Raw genomic sequence first — 23,025 nt, 5'->3', positions numbered from 1 at the left:
CTTAGTCGAGGGTCAGTTGACGGCCTCGAACAGCGAGACGACATCCGCCTCGGGGTTCGTGAGCGTCAGGGTCAGCACCGGGCGGCCGTGCTCGCCGAGGACGCTCGCGTCGCCGGCGGCCTGGGCCTGGATGAGCTGGCCGAAGGTGAAGGGACGGCCGGGGATCTCGAGGTCCTCCGGCGCGGTCGCGGTGATCTGGAGGAACACGCCGACCGCCGGACCGCCCTTGTGGAACTGGCCGGTGGAGTGCAGGAAGCGCGGGCCCCAGCCGAACGTGACCGGGCGGTTCGCCTTGGCCGCGAGCAGGTCGCGGATGCCGGCGAGCTGGGGGAGGGCGAGCCGGTCGACGTAGGCCTGCACCGCGACGTAGCCGTCCGGGCCGAGCTGCGCGAGCAGCGCGTCCACCGCGGCGTCGAGGGTGTTCGCCTCGCCGAGGAAGGACCCCGTGGTGCGGACCTCGATGCCGCCCGCGGTGAATGCGGGGGCGACGGGCTCCGGCCGGTTGTCGAGCAGGGCGCGCGCGGCGACCTTGGCGGCCTCCACGTCCGGCTGGTCAAACGGGTTGATCCCGAGCAGGCGGCCCGCGACCGCGACGGCGTACTCCCACACGAGGAGCTGCGCGCCGAGGCTGCCGGAGACGAGGATCTCGCCCTCGTGGCGGTCGGCCGGGAAGAGGTGGTGCGCCTCCGCGTTGGCGACGAGGCGGACGACCTGCAGGTCGGCGGGCTTCGACTCCAGCTCCGGGGCCAGCGTGTCGAGGACGACCGGGAGGAGGCCGGTGCCCTCCTTGCCCGTGGACTCCGCGATCAGCTGCTCGGCCCAGTCGGCGAAGCCGACGATGTGGGTGCCGTCCGCGACGATGCCGAGCTTGTCCTTGAGCGGGCTGGTGCCCGCGATCGCGGCGCCCAGCACGAGGCCGGGGTTCTGCTCGTTGTCGACGGCGAGCTCGATCTGCGTGGCCTCGGCCTCGTCGAGCAGCTCTGAGATGTCGACGCCGGCGAGGCCCGAGGGGACCAGGCCGAACGCGGTCAGCGCCGAGTAGCGGCCGCCGACGTTCGGGTCGGCGTTGAAGACGCGGTAGCCGGCCTCGCGGGCGGACTGGTCCAGCGGCGAACCGGGGTCGGTGACGACCACGATGCGCTCCCGCGGGTCGATGCCCGCGTCCTGGAACCACTTCTCGTACACGCGCTTCTGGCTGTCGGTCTCGAGCGTGGAACCCGACTTCGACGAGATGACCACCGCGGTGGCCTCGAGCCGGTCGCGCAGCGCCGAGAGCACCTGGCCCGGGTCGGTCGAGTCGAGCACGGTCAGCTCGGCCTCGGCCGTCCGGGTGATGACCTCTGGTGCCAGCGACGAGCCGCCCATGCCGCCGAGGACGATGTGGTTCACGCCCTTGGCGTGCAGCTCCTCGCGCAGCGCGACGATCTCGGGGACGAGCGGCCGCGAGATGGCGACCGCCTCGGTCCAGCCGAGGCGCTTGCTCGCCTCGGGCTCGGCCGCCGGGCCCCAGAGGGCCGGGTCCTGAGCGGTGATGCCGGACGCCACCCTGTCGGCGACGAGCTGGGGCACCACAGTGCGGACGGCCTCGGCCGCGGCACCGGTGACGTGAATGCGGAACGTCACTTGGCGGCTCCCTCGAGGGCGTTCTTCACGGTCTCGACGAGCTCGTCCCAGGAGACGACGAACTTCTCGACGCCCTCGCGCTCCAGGAGCTCGGTGACCTCGTCGTAGCTGATGCCGAGGTCGGCCAGCTTGTTGAGCACGTCGTTCGACTCGGCGTAGGTGCCCGTGACGGTGTCGCCGGTGATGTTGCCGTGGTCGAAGGTCGCGTCGAGCGTCTTCTCCGGCATGGTGTTGACAACGTTCGGCGCGACCAGCGCCTCGACGTACAGCGTGTCGGGCAGGCTCGGGTCCTTGACGCCGGTGGACGCCCAGAGCGGGCGCTGCTCGTTGGCGCCGGCGGCGACCAGCTGCTTCGCGCGGTCGGTGGCGAACTCCTTCTCGTAGACCTCGTAGGCCAGGCGGGCGTTGGCGATGCCGGCCTTGCTCTTCAGGGCCTCGGCCTCGTCGGTGCCGATGGCCGAGAGGCGCTTGTCCACCTCGGTGTCGACGCGCGAGACGAAGAACGAGGCGACCGAGTGGATGCCGGAGAGGTCGATGCCCGCCTCCTTGGCCTTCTCGAGGCCGGTGAGGTAGGCGTTGATGACCTCGCGGTAGCGCTCGAGGCTGAAGATCAGGGTCACGTTGACGCTGATGCCCGCCGCGATCGTCTCGGTGATGGCCTCCAGACCCTCGACCGTGGCCGGGATCTTGATCATCACGTTCTGCTTCTGGATCTTGTCCGACAGCTTCTTGGCGGCGTGGATGGTCGCCTGCGTGTCGTGGGCGAGGCCCGGGGCGACCTCGATGGACACGCGGCCGTCGACGCCGTTCGAGCGCTCGAAGACCTCGTGGAAGATGTCGCTCGCGTTGGCGACGTCGTCGGTGGTGATCTCGAAGATCGCGTCGTCGACCGAGACGCCGGCGGCGGCGAGCTGGCGGACCTGCTCGTCGTAGGCCTCGCCCTTGGAGAGGGCGGCGGCGAAGATCGTCGGGTTCGTGGTGACGCCGACGACGTTCTTCTCGGCGATCAGCTTCTGCAGGCCGCCGGTGTTGATGCGGTCACGGGAGAGGTCGTCCAGCCAGATGCTGACGCCCGCGGCCGACAGAGCGGCGGTCGGGGTCTGGGTGGTGGAGGTGGTGTCGGTCATTGTCTTCTTCTTCTCCTCTTGCCCGCGCTCAGAGCGACGCGAGCGATTCCTTCGCGGCGGACACGGCGTGCTCGGTGGTCATGCCGAACTCGCGGAACAGGGTCTTGTAGTCCGCCGAGGCGCCGAAGTGCTCGATGGACACGCTGCGGCCGTGGTCGCCGACGATCTTGTCCCAGGCGAGCGCGAGGCCGGCCTCGATGGAGACGCGGGCCTTGATCTCGGCGGGGAGCACCTTCTCCTGGTACTCGGCGGGCTGCTCGGCGAACCACTCCAGGCTCGGGGCGGAGACGACGCGGGCGTTGACGCCCTCGCCGCGCAGCACCTCGCGGGCCTCGAGCGCGATCTGCACCTCGGAGCCGGTCGCGATGAAGATCACGTCCGGCGTGCCGCCCGGCGCCTCGGCCAGGATGTACGCGCCCTTCGCGACGTTCGACGCCGACGCCAGGGTGTCGCCCTCCGCCTCGCCGTCGCCGCGCTCGAACACCGGGATGTTCTGGCGGGTCAGCGCGATGCCGGCCGGGCCCTGACGGCGCTCCAGCATGGTCTTCCACGCCCACGCGACCTCGTTGGCGTCGCCGGGACGCACGACCGTGAAGTTCGGGATGGCGCGCAGCGTCGACAGCTGCTCGATCGGCTGGTGCGTCGGGCCGTCCTCGCCGAGGGCGACCGAGTCGTGCGTCCAGACGAAGATCGACGGGATGTTCATCAGCGCCGACAGACGCAGCGACGGGCGCTGGTAGTCGCTGAAGATGAGGAACGTGCCGCCGAACGGACGCGTCGGGCCGTGCAGCACGATGCCGTTGATGATCGCGGCCATGGCGTGCTCGCGGATGCCGAAGTGCAGCACGCGACCGTAGGGGTTGCCGGTCCACTCGTGGGTCGAGCGCTCGCTCGGCACGAAGGAGGGCGCGCCCTCGATGGTGGTGTTGTTCGACTCGGCGAGGTCGGCCGAGCCGCCCCACAGCTCCGGCATGGCCGGCGCGATGGCGTTCAGCACCTTGCCGCTCGCGGCGCGGGTGGAGACGTCCTTGCCGGGCTCGAAGACCGGGATGACGCTCTCGAGGTCCGGCGCCTCGCCGGACAGCAGGCGGTCGAGGAGCTGCTTGCGCTCCGGGTTCGCGGCGGCCCAGGCGTCGAAGCCCTTCTGCCACTCGGCGCGCTGCTCGGCGCCGCGCTCGATCGCCTTGCGGGTGTGCTCGATGACCTCGTCGGCGACCTCGAAGGTCTGCTCCGGGTCGAAGCCGAGCACCTCCTTGACGGCGCGCAGCTCGTCGGCGCCCAGGGCGGAGCCGTGGATCTTGCCGGTGTTCTGCTTCTTCGGCGACGGCCAGCCGATGATCGTCTTCAGGATGATGAGCGACGGCTTGTCGGTGACGGCCTTCGCGTTCTCGATCGCCTGGTAGAGCTCCTCGACGTCCTCCTGGTAGACGCCGGTCTTCTTCCAGTCGACGACCTGGACGTCCCAGTGGTACGCCTCGTAACGCTTCTGGACGTCCTCGGTGAAGGCGATGTCGGTGTCGTCCTCGATCGAGATCTGGTTGCTGTCGTAGATCGCGATGAGGTTTCCGAGCTCCTGGTGGCCGGCGAGCGACGAGGCCTCGGAGCTGACGCCCTCCTCCAGGTCGCCGTCCGACGCGATCACGTACACGTGGTGGTCGAACGGGCTCGTGCCGGGAGCGGCGTCGGGGTCGAAGAGCCCGCGCTCGAAACGCTCCGCATAAGCGAAACCGACGGCGGAGGAGATGCCCTGGCCCAGGGGGCCGGTGGTGATCTCCACGCCGTCGGTGTGTCCGTACTCGGGGTGGCCGGGGGTGAGGGAGCCCCAGGTGCGGAGCGCCTTGAGGTCGTCGAGCTCGAGACCGTAGCCCCCCAGATAGAGCTGGATGTACTGGGTCAGCGAGGAGTGTCCCGCCGAGAGGATGAAGCGGTCGCGGCCGAGCCAATGCTGGTCGTGCGGGTCGCGGCGCATCACCTTCTGGAAGAGCAGGTAGGCGGCGGGGGCGAGGCTCATGGCGGTGCCGGGATGCCCGTTGCCCACCTTCTCCACCGCGTCGGCCGCGAGAACGCGAGCCGTGTCTACCGCCTTGTTGTCAATGGGATCCCACTGCAGTGCTGCCACGTGAAAACTGACCCTTCGTAGAAATAGGTGAGGGTCGTCGTGGTACCCGCACCGGTTGAGGTAGTGCGCGCCGTGGACGTCATCGGCGCCGCGCCGTTGGAGGCGTCGGCTGGCGAGCACCTCCCAGTATAGGTAACACGCATGAAACACGGGGTGTTCCCTCAGCCGGTTGTGCCAGCCACCTGTTCGGGGTACCCCTCTACAGCGTGTCGTAGACTGATGCAGGCATCATCCGCCGAAACCCCACGAGGAGCAATGGACGTCGCTGTAGAGAGCCGTGTCGAACCGGGCCGCATCGGCGTCGCTCGCAAGGTGAGGGCGTATTTCGCGCTCACCAAGCCGCGGGTGGTCGAGCTGCTGCTGGTGACCACGGTCCCCACGATGATCCTCGCGGCGAACGGCATCCCGAACCTCTGGCTCGTTCTCGCGACCGTCATCGGCGGCTACATGAGCGCGGGTTCGGCGGGTGCATTCAACTGCTACATCGACCGCGACATCGACCGGGTGATGCGCCGCACCAAGAACCGTCCGCTGGTGACCGGCGAGCTGTCCGACCGCGAGGCCCTGGTCTTCGCGTGGGCGCTCGGCATCGCGTCCGTGCTGGTGCTCGGGTTCTTCACGAACTGGCTCGCCGCCGGGCTCTCGGTCGCGGCCATCCTGCTCTACGTCGTCTTCTACACGCTGATCCTGAAGCGCCGCACCCCGCAGAACATCGTGTGGGGCGGCGTCGCCGGCTGCATGCCCGTGCTGATCGGCTGGGCCGCGGTGACCGGGTCGCTCGACTGGGCGCCTTTCATCCTGTTCGGGATCATCTTCCTCTGGACGCCGCCGCACTACTGGCCGCTGTCGATGAAGTACCGCTCGGACTACCAGGAGGCGGGCGTCCCGATGCTCGCGGTGGTCCGCGGCCGCGCGGTGGTCGGCCTGCAGGTCATCCTCTACGCGTGGGCAATGGTCGCGTGCTCGCTGCTGCTCATCCCGGTCGCGCACATGGGCCTGCTCTACACCGCGGTGGCGCTGGTCGCCGGCGGCTGGTTCATCTACGAGTCGCACCGCCTGTACAACCTGGCGATCCGTCACGAGTCCGTCTCGCCGATGCGCGTGTTCCACGGCTCGATCGCCTACCTGACGCTGATCTTCCTCGCGGTCGCGATCGACCCGCTGCTTCCCTTCTGAGGATTCTTCGACATCCAGTGGCGCGCTGCCTCGCGCGCCCCTAGCATGTGCGCATGACGGCACCGCTGCTGACGACCCGCCTGCTGACGCCCCGGCTCGTGCTCGACCAGCCTGGGGAGGCCGACATCCCGGATGTGCTCGACGCCTGCCAGGACGCCGAGACCCGGGCCTGGGTCCCGCTCCCGCTGCCGTACACGCGGGAGAGCGCCGAGTTCTTCGTGCGCTCGTACTGTCCGCACGGTCTGGCCAGCCACCGGTACACGGTGTGGGCGCTTCACCTCAGCACGGGCGGTCGGATGCTCGGAGCGCTGGAGGTGCGCCGCGACGAACGGGCGGGTTCGGCGTCCCTCGGCTGCTGGTCGGGGCCGTGGGCGCGCGGACGCGGCTACATGCGGGAAGCGCTCGTCGCGGTGACGCGGCACGCGCTCGACCCGCACGGCCTGGGTTTCGACCGGCTGAACTGGGAGTACGTGCCGGGCAACGAGTCCAGCAGACGGCTCGCCGAGGCCGCGGGCTTCACGTTCGCCGAGGGGATCCGCACGGTGGTCGAGCTCCACGGCGAGCGGCGCGAGGCGCGCGTCGGGACGCTACGCCGCGACGACGTCGGCCTCTGAATCGGCCTCCAGCCCGAGCTGCGCGGCCGGCGCCTTGAGCGACAGCACCACGGCGGTCATCGCGGACGCCAGCAGAGCGGCGAGCATCATGTGCACACCGACGAGGATGCCCGGCAGGCCGGTGTTCGCCTGGATGAGGCCCACCGCTATCTGCACGAGCTCCACCGCCAGCAGCAGGCGGGTGAAGAGCTGCACCCGCGTGGTCCGGTACCGGAACGATCCGATCACCAGCACGACGGTCAGCGCGAAGGTGACGTAGGCCGGGATGGCGTGCACATGCTGCAGGATCTCGGAGTTCAGCCCGTTGCGCGGCGCGTGCGCGTCGCCCGCGTGCGGGCCGCTGCCGGTGGTGAGGATGCCGACCAGGATGGTCAGTGCGACGAAACCGCTGGTGAGGTGCGCGATTCCCGCGAACCAGCCCGGCACGGCGCGGACGCGCGGTCCCGGCACGGTGGAGAGACGGAAGACGAACGCGGTGCACAGCGCCACGAGCACGATCGAGACGACGAAGTGCAGACCGACGACGTACGGGTTCAGCCCGCTGAGCACGCTGAGGCCGCCGACGACGGCCTGGGCGGGGATGCCGAGCCCGGCGATCAGGGTCAGCCAGAACAGGTCGGGGCGCTGCTTGCGCAGCCGGAGGATGGCGAGGAACGCGACGATCGCCACGAGCCCGAGCAGCACGCTGAGCACGCGGTTGCCGAACTCGATGATGCCGTGGACGCCCATCTCCGGCGTGTTCACCAGAGAGTCCGCCGTGCACTTCGGCCAGGTGGGGCAGCCGAGGCCGCTGGCCGTCAGGCGGACCAGGCCGCCGGTGCCGACCAGGATCACCTGCCCGACGAGGTAGATCCACGCGATCACCCTGAGGCGCGCATCCACGCGGTCCGGCAGCCAGGCGATGAAGCGGTTCATGGTGTCTCTCGGTGTCGGGGATGCGGATACTCGGTCAATGCGCAGGCGCGCCTCTGTTCTTACCTCGTCGCACCTGTAGAATTGGTGGGTTCGAGGAACGCGCCTCGGTGCGCGGCCGTCAGGCGGTGCGCCACGGCCCGCCTCCACGAACAGTCTAGGTACGCAGTTGCGCCATTCGCACAATCACGACTCTCACGCTGACGGCCTCGCGCCGCGCGCCGAGGGGAATGAGCCGGACTGATATCCGGTTACGGATGGTAGGAAACGAGGTAGATATGTCAGACATCCTGATCGATCGGCCTGAGCTCGCCTCTTTGGGGCAGTACGAGTTCGGCTGGGCTGATTCCGACGCCGCGGGAGCTTCCGCCCGTCGCGGGCTCTCGCCCGAGGTGGTGAAAGACATCTCCGGGCTCAAGAACGAGCCCGAGTGGATGCTCCAGCGCCGCCTGAAGGCCCTCCAGCTCTTCGAGCGCAAGCCGATGCCGACCTGGGGTGCCGACCTGTCGGAGATCGACTTCGACAACATCAAGTACTTCGTCCGCTCCACCGAGAATCAGGCCCAGAGCTGGGAGGACCTGCCGGAGGACATCCGCAACACCTACGAGAAGCTGGGCATCCCCGAGGCCGAGCGCCAGCGCCTCGTGGCCGGCGTCGCCGCCCAGTACGAGTCCGAGGTCGTCTACCACCAGATCCGGGAAGACCTCGAAGAGCAGGGTGTCATCTTCATGGACACCGACACCGCGCTGCGCGAGCACCCCGAGTTCTTCGAGGAGTACTTCGGCACGGTCATCCCCGCGGGCGACAACAAGTTCGCGGCGCTCAACACCGCCGTCTGGTCGGGCGGCTCCTTCGTCTATGTGCCGAAGGGCGTCCAGGTCGAGATCCCGCTGCAGGCCTACTTCCGCATCAACACCGAGAACATGGGCCAGTTCGAGCGGACGCTGATCATCGCCGACGAGGGCTCCTACGTCCACTACATCGAGGGCTGCACCGCGCCGATCTACAAGTCGGACTCGCTGCACTCCGCGGTCGTCGAGATCATCGTCAAGAAGAACGCCCGCGTGCGCTACACGACCATCCAGAACTGGTCCAACAACGTCTACAACCTCGTCACCAAGCGGGCCACCGCCGCCGAGGGCGCGACCATGGAGTGGATCGACGGCAACATCGGCTCCAAGGTCACGATGAAGTACCCGTCGATCTACCTGATGGGGGAGCACGCCAAGGGCGAGACCCTGTCCGTCGCGTTCGCCGGCCCCGGCCAGCACCAGGACGCCGGCGCCAAGATGATCCACATGGCGCCGTACACACAGTCGTCCATCGTCTCGAAGTCGATCGCCCGCGGCGGCGGCCGCGCCGGCTACCGCGGCGAGGTGCGGGTGGATGCCAACGCGCACCACTCCGCCAACACCGTGCGCTGCGACGCCCTGCTGGTCGACACCATCTCGCGGTCCGACACGTACCCGGCGATCGACATCCGCGTCGACGACGTGCAGCTCGGCCACGAGGCGACCGTGTCGCGGGTGAGCGAGGAGCAGCTGTTCTACCTCATGTCGCGCGGCATGCCGGAGGACGAGGCCATGGCCATGATCGTCCGCGGCTTCATCGAGCCGATCGCGCGCGAGCTCCCGATGGAGTACGCGCTCGAACTCAACAAGCTGATCGAGATGGGAATGGAGGGCTCCGTCGGATGACGCAGTCGACGCAGACCACTGAGGCCGTCGCGCCGACCCACATGCGGGCACCCGTGCCGGTGCAGACGCGCTCCGAGCGCTTCACCTCGACCGACGTGTCGGAGTTCCCCGCGGTGACCGGCCGCGAGCCGATGTGGAAGTACACCCCCGTCGCCCGCATCCAGGAGCTGACCACCGGCGACCTCGACGGTTCGCCGTACGTCTACGACGTGACCAGCGCCAAGGGCGTCTCGACCCTCTGGGTCGGTCGCGAGGACTCGCGCATCGGTCGCGCGGGCACGCCGGAGGACCGCGCGTCCGCCAACGCCTGGACGGCGTTCGAGCAGGCACTGCTGGTCAGCATCTCGGCCGACCTGAGCGGCGACCACCGCGAGGTGACCGTCTCGCGGTCGGGCCTGGGTTCGGCTCCGCGTGCGGCGCACACCGTCGTCGAGGTGGCCGAGGGCGCGACCGCGACCCTCATCCTCCAGAACACGGGCGCCGCGCACCTGACCGAGAACGTCGAGTTCCTGCTGGGCAAGGATGCGGACCTGACTGTCGTCTCGCTCCAGGAGTGGGACGACGACGCGCTCCACGTGGCCGCCCACTTCGCGCGGCTCGCGGAGGGCGCTCGCCTCAAGCACGTGGCGATCACCCTCGGCGGCGGTGTCGTGCGGCTCAACCCGTCGGCGCACCTCGCCGGCGCGCGGTCGGACGCCGAGCTCCTCGGCGCCTACTTCGCCGACGCGACACAGCACCTCGAGCAGCAGGTGTACGTCTACCACGACGGTCCCGAGACCCGCAGCCGCGTGACCTACAAGGGCGCGCTGCAGGGCGAGGGCGCCCGGACGGTCTGGATCGGCGACGTGCTCATCGGCCCGAAGGCCGTCGGCACCGACACCTACGAGCAGAACCGCAACCTCGTCCTCACCGACGGCGCCCGCGCCGACTCGGTGCCGAACCTCGAGATCGAGACCGGCGACATCGTCGGCGCCGGCCACGCCAGCGCGACCGGCCGGTTCGACGACGAGCAGCTGTTCTACCTGCAGTCCCGCGGCATCCCGGAGGAGGAGGCGCGCCGCCTGGTCGTGCGCGGCTTCCTCGCCGAGATCGTGCAGCAGATCGGCTCGCCGGCGCTGCAGGAGCGCCTGCAGGCCAAGATCGAGGCCGAGCTCGAGACGACGTCCGTGACGGCCGCCTCGACCGAGGCCGCGCACTGATGGCGGGCCAGCGGGTCGCGGCCGTCGCCGAGCTCGTCGAGAACCAGGCGACGCGCGTGGTGCTCGACGGCGTGCCCATCGCCGTCGTGAAGGACTCGGCCGGCGACGTCCACGCCATCGGCGACACCTGCACCCACGGCGAGATCTCGCTGTCGGAGGGCTTCGTCGAGGACGAGACCCTGGAGTGCTGGGCGCACGGCTCCCAGTTCTCGCTCGTCACCGGCAAGCCCCTGAACCTCCCGGCCTACGAGCCGGTCCCCGTCTTCGCCGTCGAGATCATCGACGGAGACGTCTTCATCGACCCGAGCGTCACGAAAGAAACGAACTGAGAATGTCCACGCTGGAAATCCGCGACCTGCACGTCACCGTCGAGACGGAACAGGGCACCAAGCCCATCCTGAACGGCGTCGACCTGACCATCAACGAGGGTGAGATCCACGCGATCATGGGCCCCAACGGCTCGGGCAAGTCCACCCTCGCCTACACGATCGCCGGTCACCCGAAGTACACCGTCACCGGCGGCACGATCACGCTCGACGGCGAGGACGTCCTCGCGATGACCGTCGACGAGCGCGCCCGCGCGGGCCTCTTCCTGGCCATGCAGTACCCGGTCGAGATCCCGGGTGTCACCAACACCAACTTCCTCCGCACCGCCAAGACGGCGATTGACGGCCAGGCGCCGTCCATCCGCACGTGGGTGAAGGACGTGCGGGAGTCGATGAACGCGCTGCGCATGGACAGCTCGTTCGCCGAGCGTAACGTCAACGAGGGTTTCTCGGGCGGCGAGAAGAAGCGCAACGAGATCCTGCAGCTCGAGCTCCTGAAGCCGAAGTTCGCGGTTCTCGACGAGACCGACTCCGGACTCGACGTCGACGCGCTGAAGATCGTGTCCGAGGGCGTCAACCGGGCCAAGACCAACACCGGCCTCGGCATCCTGCTGATCACCCACTACACGCGCATCCTGCGCTACATCAAGCCGGACTTCGTGCACGTCTTCGTCGCCGGCCGCGTTGCGGAGCAGGGCGGCCCCGAGCTCGCCGAGCGCCTGGAGGAGGAGGGCTACGACCGCTACGTCGACGCCCCCGAGCCCGCGGTGGCCGACGAGGCCGAGCTGGCCGGCGCTTGAGCGCCCGGCCGATCGAGACCGCCGAGAGGTAGAATCCACTCATGCCCGCCACTCTGAGCCCCGCGCTCTTCGACCAGGTCGAGGAGGCGCTGAAGAACGTGATGGATCCCGAGCTCGGGATCAACGTCGTCGACCTCGGCCTGATCTACGACCTGGCCTTCGATGAGGAGAACAACGCGCTCATCATCTCCATGACGCTGACGAGTGCCGGCTGCCCGCTCACCGACGTGCTCGAGGAGCAGACCGCCGAAGCGCTCGACGGCATCGTCGAGGCGTTCCGCATCAACTGGGTGTGGATGCCGCCGTGGGGTCCCGAGCGGATCACCGATGACGGCCGCGACATGATGCGCGCCCTCGGCTTCGCCATCTGACAACACCAACGACGGGTCCCGGTACGCGAGTGCCGGGACTCTCGCATGACCACCCCTGAACGAACGGACTGAACTGTGCTCGCCGTGCACGACCTCGAACTGCGCGTGGGCGCGCGCCTCCTCATGGAGGGCGTCTCGTTCCGCGTCGCGGACGGCGACAAGATCGGCCTCGTCGGGCGCAACGGCGCCGGCAAGACCACGCTGACCAAGGTGCTCGCCGGCGACCTGCTGCCCACCGCGGGCAAGGTCGACCGCTCGGGCGACCTTGGTTACCTGCCGCAGGACCCCCGTTCGGGCAACCTCGACGACCTGGCGCGCACGCGCATCCTGGACGCCCGCGGTCTCGGGTCCATCGTGCTCGGGATGCAGAAGGCCACCGTCGACATGGCGAGCAGCGACTCCGCCGTGTCCGAGGCCGCGATGAAGACCTACGGTCGGCTGGAGGAGCGCTTCCACCTGCTGGGCGGGTACGCCGCAGAGGCGGAGGCCGCGTCCATCGCCTCGAACCTCAACCTGCCCGACCGCATCCTGGAGCAGCCGCTGAAGACCCTCTCGGGCGGCCAGCGCCGTCGCATCGAGCTGGCGCGCATCCTGTTCTCGGACGCCCGCACGATGATCCTCGACGAGCCGACCAACCACCTCGATGCCGACTCGATCCTGTGGCTGCGCGAATTCCTCAAGAACTACACCGGCGGCTTCATCGTGATCTCGCACGACGTCGACCTGGTGGGCGAGACGGTCAACCGCGTCTTCTACCTGGATGCGAACCGCCAGGTGATCGACATCTACAACATGGGCTGGAAGAACTACCAGCGCCAGCGCGCCGCCGACGAGGAGCGCCGCAAGAAGGAGCGCGCCAACGCCGAGAAGAAGGCGGGCGCACTGCAGCTGCAGGCCGCGAAGTTCGGGGCGAAGGCGACCAAGGCCGCTGCGGCGCACCAGATGGTCGCCCGCGCCGAGAAGCTGCTCGCCGGCCTCGAGGACGTCCGTCAGGTCGACCGTGTGGCGAAGCTGCGCTTCCCGACCCCGGCGCCGTGCGGCCGCACACCGCTCCAGGCGAGCGACCTGTCCAAGAGCTACGGATCGCTCGAGATCTTCACGGCGGTCGACCTCGCGATCGACCGCGGCTCGAAGGTCGTGGTGCTCGGGCTCAACGGCGCGGGTAAAACCACGCTGCTCCGGATGCTCGCGGGCGTCGACGCGCCCGACACCGGGCAGATCGAGCCGGGGCACGGCCTCCGGATCGGCTACTACGCCCAGGAGCACGAGACCATCGACGTCGACCGGACCGTGCTGCAAAACATGGTCTCGTCGTCGCCGAACCTGACCGAGACCGAGGCGCGCAAGGTGCTCGGGTCGTTCCTGTTCACCGGGGACGACGCGCACAAGCCCGCCGGCGTCCTTTCCGGTGGCGAGAAGACCAGGCTCGCGCTGGCGATGATCGTCGTCTCGGGCGCCAACGTGCTGCTGCTCGACGAGCCGACCAACAACCTGGACCCGGCGAGCCGCGAGGAGATCCTGGACGCGCTCGCCCACTACGAGGGCGCCGTCGTGCTGGTCAGCCACGACGAGGGCGCGGTCGAGGCGCTGAACCCGGAGCGCGTCCTCATCATGCCCGACGGCACCGAGGACCACTGGTCCCGGGACTACCTCGACCTCATCTCCCTCGCCTAACCGCCCTCGCGAATCGTCACGAATACGCGCCATTCGCGACGAACGGCGCCCATTCGTGCCGAATCGCGAGGGCGGTCAGCTCCCGCACCGCGGATTGTGCTCGCGGATTCGTGCCGAATGTGCGCTATTCGTCACGAATTCCGCACATTCGGCACGAATCACCAGCGGGTCAGGCCCAGAGGGCGGCGACGACGGGCGCGTAGGCGCGGCCGCGGGCGAAGCCCGCTCGGGCCGCAGCGGAGCGCAGGGTCGGGTCGGTCGCGTTGGCGCCGTGCAGGGCCTCCGACTCGGGGCCGATCACCTCGACGCGGCTTCCGGAGGCGCGGAGCGCGTCCACCTGCGCCGCCAGGTGCGTGCCCCAGGACGCCGGCGCGAGCGACCGGCCGTTGAACGGGGAGAGCACGAGCACGCGGGCGTAGCCGGTCGCGAGGTCGGCGTTCTCGGCGTTGATGCGGTAGCCGCCGTCGAGGTAGCGCGCGTCGCCGATCCGCAGGGGGTGCGCGCTCGACGTGCTGGCGCCCACCGCGTCCACGACGTCGACCCCGCTGTCGCGGTCGAAGACGACGCCCTCGGCGGTGCGCGCGTCCACCGCCGTGATCAGCAGATGCCGCTCGGGCCAGACCGCGCCGGGGAGGCGGGAGGCGGCCACCGCACGCCAGCGCTCGGAGCGCGAGCCGTCGTCCTCGGCGTCGAGCTCCAGGCCCGATGCGCTCATCCGGCGGCGGTAGTCGTCCATGTCGGTGGATGCGGCGATGAGCGACAGCACGCGGTCGAGGCCGCCGGCCGGACGGCCGACCGGCGCCGGGCGGTCCAGCCCGCCGGTCGCCGGACCGGCCGGTGCCGGACCGCGCGGCGGCGGGGGAGTGAGGGCGGCGGCGTACAGCTCCGCCGGGTCGGCCAGCGAGAGCTGGACAGCGGCCGTCGAGCCGGCCGACGTCCCCACGGTGAGGTCGGGCGCGCTGATGTCGACACCTGCGTCGGCCAGGCCGGCGATCACGCCGATGAGCCAGGCGTTCCCGGTCGCGCCGCCGCCCCCGAGGACGAGCGCGCGTTCAGTGGGCGCAGAAGGAGAAGAGAAAGAGTTCATGGGAGTCGCCTTTCGCGATGATGCGGAACGGCGCTCCCGGCGGCGAGGGCTCTAGCCGCGCGATCGTGGGCTGAGGGGAGCGCCCACTATGGTCTCGTACATGGGTCTCACCTCCTGGCTCCGGAACACGATCGGGATGACGATAGCACGCGATCCGCGCGGCGATCAGCGCGTCGCATCGAGCAGTTCGTCCTCGACGTCCGAGTCCGTCCGCTTCGCCCGGCGCCGCCGCTCCCGCTCGGCGGCACGCGCGCGCTCGGCCGGGTCGTCGGAGTTGCGCTTGCGGTACTCCGTGACCAGCGCGTAGCCGAGACCGAAGAAGCCGATCAGCGCGAAGATGATCCACTGGATCATGTACGACCAGTGCAGGCCCTCGTCCTGGGTCGGCGGGGAGGTCACGGTCGGTGTCGGCGCGGTCGCCGGGGCGGGGTCCTCGCTGTCGAGGAGCCCGTAGGCGCCGGTGTAGATGTCCGCACCGCCGAGCTTCTGCTTCACCACCGACAGCTGGATCGTGCCCACCTGGTTCCCGGTCGCCGTGCGTCCGGCGATGGCCGGCTCGCTCGCCTTCAGCCGTGCGACCACGGTCACGGTCCCGGACGGTGCGGCCGGGACGTGGTCGGGCGCATCGGTCTTGTTGCCGGTGGGGACCCATCCGCGGTCGACGACGAACAGGGCGCCGTCGGCGGTCCGAAGCGGGGTCAGCACCTCGAAGCCAGGGCTGCCGTTGAACGGCCGGTTGCGCACGAGCAGCTGCTGGTCGCGCTCGTACGTCCCGGTGACGGTGACCCGCGTCCACTCCTGCTTCGGCGAGTACGACCCGAGCGTCGGCAGCTCGTCGGTCAGCGGCACGAGCTTCGAGTCGAAGTTGGCCGTGACCAGGGCGTTCGCGGCCGCGGCCTCCTTGGAGCGGGCGAGCTGCCAGTTGGAGAGGAAGCCGCAGGCGATGGCGAAGACGATCGCGAACGCCAGGTAGCCGAACCACCGGCGTGAGAACGCGAAACTCCAGCCGGAGGACTTCGCTTCCGGGTCGGCGCCGCTCATGCGTCCGCCCCGACGGCCGGGACCACGCGCAGCGGGAACTCCCGCGCCGCCAGGAACTCGCGCAGGAACTCCACATGCTCGTCGCACGCCAGCCAGACCTTCACGCGGTCCTCGGTGTGGATGCGCGGGTTGCGCCACTCGATCCGCCAGGATGCGGTCTCACGGCAGCCGGCGCGCGAGCAGGTCAGCGGCGCCGGCGCGTCCATCCCGATCACTGCGCGCCTCCCGTTTTACGGATCCTCGCGCGGCTTCTCGGCGCTCTGGTCGGCGCGCGGAGCCTGCGGAGGGTACAGAGGAACGATACCGCCTGGACGCTGGACATCCGCCTGGCTGCGCTCCACCGACACGTTCGCGATGACGACGGCGAAGTACGGCAGGAAGACGGCGGCGACGATCGGTGCGAGGGCCCACCATCCCGGCACGATCACGGCGACGAGCACGCAGACCACGCGGATGCCCATGGCGACCGAATAGCGGATCATCCGGTGCTTGCGCTCCTCGTCCGGAGAGAGGGGGAGACTCGTGATCGCGGGTGCTGAGGGCTTCTTCATGAGCGTTGACTCCAGCGTACGTCCATAAACTTGGGTCGGGCCCTGCTCGGGCCGAATACGCAGCAAGCACCATTCCTGAAGGGAAGCGCATGACCACGCCACGCACCGTCCTCGTCACCGGAGGCAACCGGGGGATCGGCTACGCGATCGCCGAGGAGTTCGTCGCCCAGGGCCACCGGGTGGCGGTCACCGCGCGTTCCGGGGAGGGCCCGGCCGGCGCGCTGACCGTGCGCGCCGACGTCACCGACGCCGCGAGCGTCGACGCCGCCTTCACCGAGGTGGAGGAGAAGCTGGGACCGGTGGAGGTCGTGGTTGCGAACGCGGGCATCACCAAGGACACGCTGCTCATGCGCATGACCGACGAGGAGTTCGACTCGGTCGTCGAGACCAACCTCGGCGGCTCCTTCCGCGTCGTCAAGCGCGCGAACAAGGGGATGCTCAAGGCGCGCTTCGGCCGCATCATCCTGATCTCGAGCGTCGTGGGCCTGTTCGGCGGCGCCGGCCAGGTCAACTACGCGTCGTCGAAGGCGGCCCTCGTCGGCATGGCGCGCTCGATCACCCGCGAGCTCGGCGCGCGTGGCATCACCGCGAACGTCGTCGCCCCCGGGTTCATCGAGACCGACATGACGGCCGAGCTGCCCGAGGCGCAGCAGGCCGAGTACAAGAAGAGCATCCCCGCCGGCCGCTTCGCGCAGCCGGGCGAGGTCGCGAAGGTCGTCGCCTGGCTGGCCTCCGACGACGCCGGCTACATCTCCGGCGCGGTCATCCCCGTCGACGGCGGCCTCGGCATGGGTCACTGATTCGTTCATCGCTTCCTCGCTTATTCATTCGCCGCGCCGCACGCGATCGGATTAAGCGAGGAGGCGATGGATGCTAGCCGCGGAGGCCCAGCAGGGGGAGCACTTGGGAGAGGTCGGGGCGGTCGATCACCAGATCGGCCTCCGCCCGCACCTTCGGCTTGGCGTTGAAGGCCACGGCGAGACCGGCCTCCGCCATCATCCGCAGGTCGTTCGCGCCGTCGCCGATGGCGACCGTCTGGGTGAGGTGCACCCCCGCCGCCGCGGCCCAGAAGAGCAGCGCCTGCGCCTTCGCGGCGGCGTCGATCACCGGCCCGTCGACGTCGCCGGTGAGCCGTCCCTCCCGGACCACGAGCCGGTTCGCGCGCCAGTGATCGAGGCCCAGCCGCTCGCCGATCGGGTCCAGCAGCTCGTGGAAGCCGCCGGACACCACGCCGACGACACCGCCGGCGGCCTGGACGCCCGCGATGAGTTCCGGGACGCCGTCCGTCACCCGGATGCGCTCACCGACGTGCTGGAACACGGACGCGGGCAGCCCGCGCAGGGTGCGCACGCGCTCCCGCAGGCTGCGCTCGAAGTCGAGCTCGCCGCGCATGGCCCGCTCGGTGATCTCGGCGACCTCGGTGCGCGACCCCGCCTCCTCGGCGAGCAGTTCGATCACCTCGTCCTGGAGCAGGGTGGAGTCGGCGTCGAGCACGACGAGGACGGACGCTGTTCGGTTGTGGCTGTCGGTCATGGGACGACGTGCACGCCCTTGCCGACCACCGTGATGCCCGACTCGGTGACGGTGAAGCCGCGGGCCCGGTCGCGCTCCGGATCGACGCCGATCTGCGCGCCCTCGGCGACCACCACGTCCTTGTCGAGGATGGCGCGGCCGACGAACGCGTTCGGCTCGATCACCGCGCGCTCGAAGACGACCGAGTCGATCACCTTCGCACCCGAGTCGACCTTCGCCCACGGTCCGAGGACGCTGCGCTCGAGGTGCGCGCCGGAGATCACGGAGCCGAGGGAGACGATGGAGTCGATGGTCGTGCCCAGGGCCCCGCGTCCGTCCCGCACGATCTTCGCGGGCGGCGAGTTGAGGACCTGGCTGAAGATCGGCCAGCTGTTGTTGTACAGGTTGAACACCGGCAGCGCCGAGATCAGGTCCTGGTGGGCCTCGAAGAACGAGTCGATCGTCCCCACGTCCCGCCAGTAGTAGCGGTCGCGGTCGGTCGAACCCGGCACGTCGTTGTTGTTGAAGTCGTAGACCGCGGCCTCGTTGCGCGACACGAAGTCGGGGATGATGTCGCCGCCCATGTCGTGGTTGGAGTCGGGGCGGTCGCCGTCGCGGATCACCGCGTCGATGAGGGCGTCGGCGTCGAAGACGTAGTTGCCCATCGAGGCCAGCACCTCGTTCGGCGAGTCCGGCAGTCCGACCGGGTCGCGCGGCTTCTCGCGGAACGCGCCGATGTGGGTGGGCCGCTCCGCCTCCACCTCGATCACGCCGAACTGGTCGGCCAGCCCGATGGGCTGACGGATGGCGGCGACGCTCGCCGGGGCCCCCGAGTCGATGTGCGCCTGGATCATCTGGCCGAAGTCCATCCGGTACACGTGGTCGGCGCCGACGACGACCACGATGTCCGGCTTCTCGTCGCGCAGCAGGTTGAGGCTCTGCAGGATGGCGTCGGCCGATCCGCTGAACCAGCGCTTGCCGAGGCGCTGCTGCGCGGGGACGGAGGCGATGTACGAGCTGGTGATGCCGTCGAGGCGCCAGGTCTGCGACACGTGGCGGTCGAGGCTGTGCGACTTGTACTGCGTGAGCACGACGATCTGCCGCAGCTGCGAGTTGATGAGGTTCGACAGCGCGAAGTCGATCAGGCGGTACTGCCCGCCGAACGGGACGGCGGGCTTCGCGCGGTCCGCCGTCAACGGCATCAGCCGCTTTCCCTCTCCGCCCGCGAGGACGATGCCGAAGATCTTCTTGCCTGGTGCCATGTGCATAACAGTAGAGGCGAAGTGGGGGCTGTACTAGCGTTTCGGTCATGCGCGTCGATCTACTGACCCGGGAGTACCCGCCGGACATCTACGGGGGAGCCGGGGTGCACGTCACCGAGCTGGTGCGTGCCCTGCGGACCGACACCGAGGTCGTCGTGCGCGCCTTCGGCGAGCCGCGGGACGAGCCGGACACCGCGTCCTACCGTGTTCCCGCCGAGCTGGCGGACGCCAACGGCGCCATCGCGACGCTGGGCGTCGACCTGCAGATGGCGCAGGACTGCGGGGGAGCGGACGTCGTCCACTCGCACACCTGGTATGCGAACGGCGCCGGCCACCTGGCCAAGCTGCTGCACGGCGTCCCGCACGTCGTCACGGCGCACAGCCTCGAGCCGCTGCGCCCGTGGAAGGCGGAGCAACTGGGCGGCGGCTACCGCGTGTCCAGCTGGATCGAGAAGACCGCCTTCGAGGCCGCCGACACCGTGATCGCGGTGAGCGACGGGATGCGTCGGGACATCCTCGCCGCGTACCCCGTGCTCGACCCGACCAAGGTCGTCACGATCTACAACGGCATCGACCTCGAACGCTGGCAGCCGCTGCGCGACGACGAGCGGGCGCGGGCGCTCGGGATCGATCCCGACCGTCCGGCCGTCATCTTCGTCGGGCGCATCACCCGCCAGAAGGGCCTGCCGTACCTGCTCCGCGCGGTGCGGCAGCTGCCGCCGGAGGTGCAGATCATCCTGTGCGCCGGCGCGCCCGACACCCCCGAGATCCTTGCCGAGGTGACCGGGCTGGTCGAGCAGCTGCAGGCGGAGCGCGACGGTGTCGTGTGGATCGACCGTCTGCTGCCGAACGACGAGCTGCGGATCGCGCTCACCGCGTCCACGGTGTTCGTCTGCCCGTCCATCTACGAGCCGCTGGGCATCGTGAACCTCGAGGCGATGGCCTGCGGGCTGCCGGTCGTCGGGACCGCGACGGGCGGCATCCCCGAGGTGATCGTGGACGGCGTGACCGGACGGCTCGTTCCCATCCAGCAGCTGCAGGACGGCACGGGGACGCCGACGGACCCCGAGCGGTTCGTGGACGACCTGGCCGCAGCGCTGATCGAGGTGGTGAGCGACCCGGCCCGCGCGGCGGAGATGGGCGAGGCCGGGCGGGAGCGCGCCGAGACGTCGTTCAGCTGGACCACGATCGCCGAGCAGACCCGCGACGTCTACCGGTCGCTGCTGGCGCGGTGACGCGTCCGCTTCGTCACGGAGGGGCGCCCGGCGCAGGTAGGCTGGACGACATGGCCGACAGCGTTATCCGACTTACCGACGTGTCCGTTGTACGGGACGGCAACCCCGTCCTCCAGGGAATCGACTGGGCGGTCGAGCCGGACGAGCGGTGGGTCATCCTGGGCCGCAACGGCGCCGGAAAGACCACGCTGCTGCAGATCGCCGCGGCGGCGCTGCACCCGAGCTCGGGCGAGGCCGTCGTGCTCGGCGAGTCGGTCGGCCACACCGATCTGTCGGAGCTGCGGCCGCTGCTCGGCTTCGCGTCCAGCGCGCTGGCCCGCCGCATCCCGCGCAACGAGCGCGTCCTGGATGTGGTGATGACCGCCGCCTACGCCGTCACCGGCCGCTGGAATGAGCTGTACGAGGAGATCGACGAGCGCCGGGCGCTGCGCGTGCTCGGCGAGTGGCACCTCGACCACCTGGCCGAGCGCACCTTCGGAAGCCTGTCGGACGGCGAGCAGAAGCGCGTGCAGATCGCGCGGTCCGTGATGACGGACCCCGAGATCCTGCTGCTCGACGAGCCCGCCGCGAGCCTCGACCTCGGCGGCCGCGAAGAGCTCGTGAAGCTGCTCGGCGGGTACGCCAGCGACCCGAAGTCGCCGGCCATCGTCATGGTCACGCACCACGTCGAGGAGATCCCGCAGGGCTTCAACCGCGCGCTGCTGCTGGCGGACGGGCGGATCGCCGCCGCCGGCCCGATCGACGAGGTGCTGACGAGCGAGAACCTGAGCGACACCTTCGGCGTCGCGGTCGAGCTCAGCGAGACCGACGGCCGCTACGCCGCGCGCGCCACGTCGTGACGGCGACCCGAGCCTCTATCTGCTAAAGTAGGTAGCTGGCCCGGTCCGGGCCGACAAGCTTCCCGTCCTCACGCCGTCCGGCGCGGACACGACCGAATACGACAACGCAACAAGGAAGTCCTGATGAAGACTGGCATCCACCCCGACTACGCCCCGGTGGTTTTCCGCGACCTGGCCTCGGGTGCGACGTTCCTCACCCGCTCCACCGTCTCGAGCGACAAGACCATCGAGTGGGAGGACGGCAACACCTACCCGGTGATCGACGTCGAGATCTCCTCCGAGTCGCACCCGTTCTACACGGGCAAGCAGCGCATCCTCGACTCGGCCGGCCGCGTCGAGAAGTTCAACTCGCGCTACAAGAACTTCGGCAAGTAAGCCGCGCGGCTCCTGCCGCTGCACGAAGGCCCCCGTCCACTGGACGGGGGCCTTCGGCGTGTCTGGGGGCTCCTTGTCCCGCCTCCGCAGTGTCGGAGTTTCGCCCTCTCAGTGTTCGAAACTCCTTCCTGACCGCGGTCGGACGGAGATTCGACGCCCGATCTCCGACGTGGGCCCGCCCTCCCTGGTCGCTGTTCGCGACTGGCTCGTCTTCGATTCGTGACGAATGGACCCCATTCCTGACGAATGACGTGCGTTCGTCGCGAATCGCGGGAGAATGCAGGGGCGCACGCACGCACGAAGGCCCCCGTCCTGTGGACGGGGGCCTTCGTCGTCGCGGGGCGGGAGTCAGGAACCCTGGTAGTAGACGTTCGGGTTGGCGGCGATGGTCGCGATGACGATGATCGAGATGATGATGCCGAGGGCCAGCGAGATGAAGCCGATGATGACGGCGGCCAGGGCGAGGCCGCGGCCCTGCTCGCCGGTGCGCTTGATCTGCGACAGGGCGATGAAGCCCAGGATGATGCCCAGGATGCTGATGAAGAAGGTCGCGATGAACGCGACGATCGCCAGCACGTTCCAGCCCCGCTGCGCAGGAGCGCCGTAGGGCTGCTGGTACTGGGGCTGCTGCTGCGGAGGAAGAGGCTGCGGGTTCAGGTTGGAGTCGCTCATGGCCCACAGGGTAATGGGCCAGCGGGGGCGGCTACCAGCCCCCGCATGCGGGGGAAGCGCGACGAAAAACGGTCAGCGCAGCGGCCAGGCTCCGGAGGTGGTGAACTCCGGGTCGCGCTCGCGCCGCATGTACTCCTGGAAGTCGGCCGCCTGCTCCCGGCACCAGTCCACCTGACGCAGGTGCAGCTCCGCAGCCTCCAGGGCCAGGGCGTCGGCGTGGATGCGTGCGAGCGCCTGCGCGACACGGCCGGCCGCGATCGCGTCGGCGCCGGCGTCGTGGGCGGCGAGCAGGTCGACGCCGTAGTGGCTCGCGGTCACCGTGAGGGTGCGCTTGCCGCGGCGGAACTTGTCCACGGCCTTGTCGATCACCAGCGGGTCGATGATCGGGCCGGGGGAGACGAGGGGCGCCACGCGGTAGCGGCGAGCCTCGCGGTCGAGCAGGGTGAAGTCGTACGGCGCGTTGTAGGCGACGACCGGGATGTCGCGGTCGAACAGGCTGCGCAGCTGCGCGACGATCGCGGCGACACCGCGCGCCGGATCCATCCCCAGCTCCCGCGCGCGCTCGGTCGTGACGCCGTGCACCGCGGTCGCCTCGGACGGGATCTCGACACCCGGGTCGAGGATCCAGTCGCGGCGGTGCAGCACCTCACCGGTCTCGTCGAGCAGGCCGACGTGCGCGGTGACGATGCGAGCGGACTCCACGTCGATCCCCGTGGTCTCCAGATCGAAGACCCCCAGCCGGTGGTGCCAGTTGCTCATACCCCAACGCTAAGCACCCCCACCGTCACTCGTACGGCTCACACGCCGAAGGGC

General features: G+C 69.6%; 24 protein-coding genes. 12 read left to right on the top strand and 12 right to left on the bottom strand.

Annotated features, from left to right (window positions below; translation table 11 throughout):
• Positions 1–12: 12 nt before the first annotated feature.
• The 3 genes from AB0P25_RS17750 to tkt are packed head-to-tail and all read right to left on the bottom strand — an operon-like array spanning position 13 to position 4,869.
• The gene (locus AB0P25_RS17750; RefSeq protein ID WP_363809112.1) at positions 13–1,623 is read right to left on the bottom strand and encodes a glucose-6-phosphate isomerase; all 1,611 of its coding nucleotides are present in this window, start codon (positions 1,621–1,623) and stop codon (positions 13–15) included.
• Complete coding sequence (gene tal, locus AB0P25_RS17745; protein WP_363809111.1) at positions 1,620–2,750, bottom strand: transaldolase; 1,131 nt, start codon at positions 2,748–2,750, stop codon at positions 1,620–1,622. The genes AB0P25_RS17750 and tal overlap by 4 nt, the downstream gene beginning before the upstream one ends.
• A gap of 28 nt (positions 2,751–2,778) precedes the next feature.
• On the bottom strand, positions 2,779–4,869 hold the full coding sequence (gene tkt / locus AB0P25_RS17740; RefSeq protein WP_363809110.1) for a transketolase: 2,091 nt from the start codon (positions 4,867–4,869) through the stop codon (positions 2,779–2,781).
• Positions 4,870–5,124: 255 nt separating this feature from the next.
• On the opposite strand from tkt, the gene AB0P25_RS17735 reads away from it, so the two are divergent.
• Both AB0P25_RS17735 and AB0P25_RS17730 read left to right on the top strand, forming a co-directional pair.
• A complete protein-coding gene (locus AB0P25_RS17735) occupies positions 5,125–6,045 on the top strand; it encodes a heme o synthase (RefSeq protein WP_363809109.1) in 921 nt (306 codons plus the stop codon).
• Between the two features lie 53 nt (positions 6,046–6,098).
• Positions 6,099–6,659: a GNAT family N-acetyltransferase gene (locus tag AB0P25_RS17730; protein ID WP_363809107.1), complete on the top strand. Its 561-nt coding sequence runs from the start codon at positions 6,099–6,101 to the stop codon at positions 6,657–6,659.
• Here AB0P25_RS17730 and AB0P25_RS17725 read toward each other — a convergent pair.
• Positions 6,633–7,574, bottom strand: coding sequence for a COX15/CtaA family protein (locus AB0P25_RS17725; protein WP_363809106.1), 942 nt, complete (start codon positions 7,572–7,574; stop codon positions 6,633–6,635). The two genes, AB0P25_RS17730 and AB0P25_RS17725, sit on opposite strands and share 27 nt — an antisense overlap.
• Positions 7,575–7,849: 275 nt before the next feature.
• Between AB0P25_RS17725 and sufB the strand changes: the two genes are divergently transcribed.
• The 6 genes from sufB to AB0P25_RS17695 all read left to right on the top strand — a co-directional run bounded on the left by sufB (position 7,850) and on the right by AB0P25_RS17695 (position 13,638).
• Entirely contained in the window at positions 7,850–9,268 is a 1,419-nt protein-coding gene (gene sufB / locus AB0P25_RS17720; RefSeq protein ID WP_363809105.1) for a Fe-S cluster assembly protein SufB, read from the top strand.
• On the top strand, positions 9,265–10,467 hold the full coding sequence (sufD, locus tag AB0P25_RS17715) for a Fe-S cluster assembly protein SufD (RefSeq protein ID WP_363809103.1): 1,203 nt from the start codon (positions 9,265–9,267) through the stop codon (positions 10,465–10,467). Before sufB ends, sufD begins: the two co-directional genes overlap by 4 nt.
• Entirely contained in the window at positions 10,467–10,796 is a 330-nt protein-coding gene (locus tag AB0P25_RS17710) for a non-heme iron oxygenase ferredoxin subunit (RefSeq protein ID WP_363809102.1), read from the top strand. Before sufD ends, AB0P25_RS17710 begins: the two co-directional genes overlap by 1 nt.
• Positions 10,797–10,798: 2 nt before the next feature.
• A complete protein-coding gene (sufC, locus tag AB0P25_RS17705) occupies positions 10,799–11,593 on the top strand; it encodes a Fe-S cluster assembly ATPase SufC (RefSeq protein ID WP_363809101.1) in 795 nt (264 codons plus the stop codon).
• A 41-nt stretch (positions 11,594–11,634) separates the two neighbouring features.
• Positions 11,635–11,964 carry a metal-sulfur cluster assembly factor gene (locus AB0P25_RS17700; protein ID WP_064109127.1) on the top strand — a complete coding sequence of 110 codons (330 nt, stop codon included), beginning with the start codon at positions 11,635–11,637 and terminating at the stop codon, positions 11,962–11,964.
• Positions 11,965–12,039: 75 nt separating this feature from the next.
• Positions 12,040–13,638, top strand: a complete 1,599-nt coding sequence (locus AB0P25_RS17695) for an ABC-F family ATP-binding cassette domain-containing protein (protein WP_363809099.1) — start codon at positions 12,040–12,042, stop codon at positions 13,636–13,638.
• Positions 13,639–13,807: 169 nt separating this feature from the next.
• Here AB0P25_RS17695 and AB0P25_RS17690 read toward each other — a convergent pair whose 3' ends face one another.
• The 4 genes from AB0P25_RS17690 to AB0P25_RS17675 form a co-directional block, all read right to left on the bottom strand.
• The gene (locus AB0P25_RS17690) at positions 13,808–14,725 is read right to left on the bottom strand and encodes a patatin-like phospholipase family protein (RefSeq protein ID WP_363809098.1); all 918 of its coding nucleotides are present in this window, start codon (positions 14,723–14,725) and stop codon (positions 13,808–13,810) included.
• Between the two features lie 165 nt (positions 14,726–14,890).
• Entirely contained in the window at positions 14,891–15,766 is an 876-nt protein-coding gene (locus AB0P25_RS17685; protein WP_363809097.1) for an SURF1 family protein, read from the bottom strand.
• Positions 15,763–15,972 carry a hypothetical protein gene (locus AB0P25_RS17680; RefSeq protein WP_363809344.1) on the bottom strand — a complete coding sequence of 70 codons (210 nt, stop codon included), beginning with the start codon at positions 15,970–15,972 and terminating at the stop codon, positions 15,763–15,765. The genes AB0P25_RS17685 and AB0P25_RS17680 overlap by 4 nt, the downstream gene beginning before the upstream one ends.
• A gap of 24 nt (positions 15,973–15,996) precedes the next feature.
• Complete coding sequence (locus AB0P25_RS17675) at positions 15,997–16,317, bottom strand: DUF3099 domain-containing protein (RefSeq protein WP_363809095.1); 321 nt, start codon at positions 16,315–16,317, stop codon at positions 15,997–15,999.
• A gap of 89 nt (positions 16,318–16,406) precedes the next feature.
• On the opposite strand from AB0P25_RS17675, the gene fabG reads away from it, so the two are divergent.
• On the top strand, positions 16,407–17,117 hold the full coding sequence (fabG, locus tag AB0P25_RS17670; protein ID WP_363809094.1) for a 3-oxoacyl-ACP reductase FabG: 711 nt from the start codon (positions 16,407–16,409) through the stop codon (positions 17,115–17,117).
• A 73-nt stretch (positions 17,118–17,190) separates the two neighbouring features.
• Here the strand turns inward: fabG and serB are convergent, their stop codons facing one another.
• Together serB and AB0P25_RS17660 are read right to left on the bottom strand one after the other, a co-directional pair.
• Positions 17,191–17,850, bottom strand: a complete 660-nt coding sequence (serB, locus tag AB0P25_RS17665) for a phosphoserine phosphatase SerB (protein ID WP_363809092.1) — start codon at positions 17,848–17,850, stop codon at positions 17,191–17,193.
• On the bottom strand, positions 17,847–19,091 hold the full coding sequence (locus tag AB0P25_RS17660; RefSeq protein WP_363809091.1) for a glucose-1-phosphate adenylyltransferase: 1,245 nt from the start codon (positions 19,089–19,091) through the stop codon (positions 17,847–17,849). The genes serB and AB0P25_RS17660 overlap by 4 nt, the downstream gene beginning before the upstream one ends.
• Before the next feature lie 47 nt (positions 19,092–19,138).
• On the opposite strand from AB0P25_RS17660, the gene glgA reads away from it, so the two are divergent.
• The 3 genes from glgA to AB0P25_RS17645 all read left to right on the top strand — a co-directional run bounded on the left by glgA (position 19,139) and on the right by AB0P25_RS17645 (position 21,540).
• A complete protein-coding gene (gene glgA / locus AB0P25_RS17655; RefSeq protein ID WP_363809090.1) occupies positions 19,139–20,326 on the top strand; it encodes a glycogen synthase in 1,188 nt (395 codons plus the stop codon).
• A 50-nt stretch (positions 20,327–20,376) separates the two neighbouring features.
• Complete coding sequence (locus tag AB0P25_RS17650) at positions 20,377–21,165, top strand: ABC transporter ATP-binding protein (protein ID WP_363809088.1); 789 nt, start codon at positions 20,377–20,379, stop codon at positions 21,163–21,165.
• Between the two features lie 123 nt (positions 21,166–21,288).
• Positions 21,289–21,540 carry a type B 50S ribosomal protein L31 gene (locus AB0P25_RS17645; RefSeq protein ID WP_115696813.1) on the top strand — a complete coding sequence of 84 codons (252 nt, stop codon included), beginning with the start codon at positions 21,289–21,291 and terminating at the stop codon, positions 21,538–21,540.
• 348 nt (positions 21,541–21,888) lie between these two features.
• Here AB0P25_RS17645 and AB0P25_RS17640 read toward each other — a convergent pair whose 3' ends face one another.
• Both AB0P25_RS17640 and AB0P25_RS17635 read right to left on the bottom strand, forming a co-directional pair.
• Positions 21,889–22,212, bottom strand: a complete 324-nt coding sequence (locus AB0P25_RS17640) for a DUF4190 domain-containing protein (RefSeq protein ID WP_363809087.1) — start codon at positions 22,210–22,212, stop codon at positions 21,889–21,891.
• 72 nt (positions 22,213–22,284) lie between these two features.
• Complete coding sequence (locus AB0P25_RS17635) at positions 22,285–22,971, bottom strand: exonuclease domain-containing protein (protein ID WP_363809086.1); 687 nt, start codon at positions 22,969–22,971, stop codon at positions 22,285–22,287.
• Positions 22,972–23,025 lie beyond the last annotated feature (54 nt).

Origin of the sequence: Leifsonia sp. NPDC077715 (assembly GCF_040686855.1) — a bacterium.
Taxonomy (GTDB): Bacteria; Actinomycetota; Actinomycetes; order Actinomycetales; family Microbacteriaceae; genus Leifsonia.
This window is presented reverse-complemented; position numbering and strand designations above follow the sequence as displayed.

What these genes read in the sequence shown, in the direction of transcription:
- AB0P25_RS17710 (WP_363809102.1), top strand. Translation starts at nt 10,467, where the DNA reads ATGGCGGGCCAGCGGGTCGCGGCCGTCGCCGAGCTCGTCGAGAACCAG.
- AB0P25_RS17680 (WP_363809344.1), bottom strand. Translation starts at nt 15,972, where the DNA reads ATGGACGCGCCGGCGCCGCTGACCTGCTCGCGCGCCGGCTGCCGTGAG.
- AB0P25_RS17730 (WP_363809107.1), top strand. Translation starts at nt 6,099, where the DNA reads ATGACGGCACCGCTGCTGACGACCCGCCTGCTGACGCCCCGGCTCGTG.
- sufC (WP_363809101.1), top strand. Translation starts at nt 10,799, where the DNA reads ATGTCCACGCTGGAAATCCGCGACCTGCACGTCACCGTCGAGACGGAA.
- sufD (WP_363809103.1), top strand. Translation starts at nt 9,265, where the DNA reads ATGACGCAGTCGACGCAGACCACTGAGGCCGTCGCGCCGACCCACATG.
- AB0P25_RS17635 (WP_363809086.1), bottom strand. Translation starts at nt 22,971, where the DNA reads ATGAGCAACTGGCACCACCGGCTGGGGGTCTTCGATCTGGAGACCACG.
- AB0P25_RS17675 (WP_363809095.1), bottom strand. Translation starts at nt 16,317, where the DNA reads ATGAAGAAGCCCTCAGCACCCGCGATCACGAGTCTCCCCCTCTCTCCG.
- glgA (WP_363809090.1), top strand. Translation starts at nt 19,139, where the DNA reads ATGCGCGTCGATCTACTGACCCGGGAGTACCCGCCGGACATCTACGGG.
- AB0P25_RS17735 (WP_363809109.1), top strand. Translation starts at nt 5,125, where the DNA reads ATGGACGTCGCTGTAGAGAGCCGTGTCGAACCGGGCCGCATCGGCGTC.
- AB0P25_RS17700 (WP_064109127.1), top strand. Translation starts at nt 11,635, where the DNA reads ATGCCCGCCACTCTGAGCCCCGCGCTCTTCGACCAGGTCGAGGAGGCG.
- tal (WP_363809111.1), bottom strand. Translation starts at nt 2,750, where the DNA reads ATGACCGACACCACCTCCACCACCCAGACCCCGACCGCCGCTCTGTCG.
- AB0P25_RS17660 (WP_363809091.1), bottom strand. Translation starts at nt 19,091, where the DNA reads ATGGCACCAGGCAAGAAGATCTTCGGCATCGTCCTCGCGGGCGGAGAG.
- AB0P25_RS17645 (WP_115696813.1), top strand. Translation starts at nt 21,289, where the DNA reads ATGAAGACTGGCATCCACCCCGACTACGCCCCGGTGGTTTTCCGCGAC.
- sufB (WP_363809105.1), top strand. Translation starts at nt 7,850, where the DNA reads ATGTCAGACATCCTGATCGATCGGCCTGAGCTCGCCTCTTTGGGGCAG.
- fabG (WP_363809094.1), top strand. Translation starts at nt 16,407, where the DNA reads ATGACCACGCCACGCACCGTCCTCGTCACCGGAGGCAACCGGGGGATC.
- AB0P25_RS17690 (WP_363809098.1), bottom strand. Translation starts at nt 14,725, where the DNA reads ATGAACTCTTTCTCTTCTCCTTCTGCGCCCACTGAACGCGCGCTCGTC.
- serB (WP_363809092.1), bottom strand. Translation starts at nt 17,850, where the DNA reads ATGACCGACAGCCACAACCGAACAGCGTCCGTCCTCGTCGTGCTCGAC.
- AB0P25_RS17640 (WP_363809087.1), bottom strand. Translation starts at nt 22,212, where the DNA reads ATGAGCGACTCCAACCTGAACCCGCAGCCTCTTCCTCCGCAGCAGCAG.
- AB0P25_RS17650 (WP_363809088.1), top strand. Translation starts at nt 20,377, where the DNA reads ATGGCCGACAGCGTTATCCGACTTACCGACGTGTCCGTTGTACGGGAC.
- AB0P25_RS17725 (WP_363809106.1), bottom strand. Translation starts at nt 7,574, where the DNA reads ATGAACCGCTTCATCGCCTGGCTGCCGGACCGCGTGGATGCGCGCCTC.
- AB0P25_RS17685 (WP_363809097.1), bottom strand. Translation starts at nt 15,766, where the DNA reads ATGAGCGGCGCCGACCCGGAAGCGAAGTCCTCCGGCTGGAGTTTCGCG.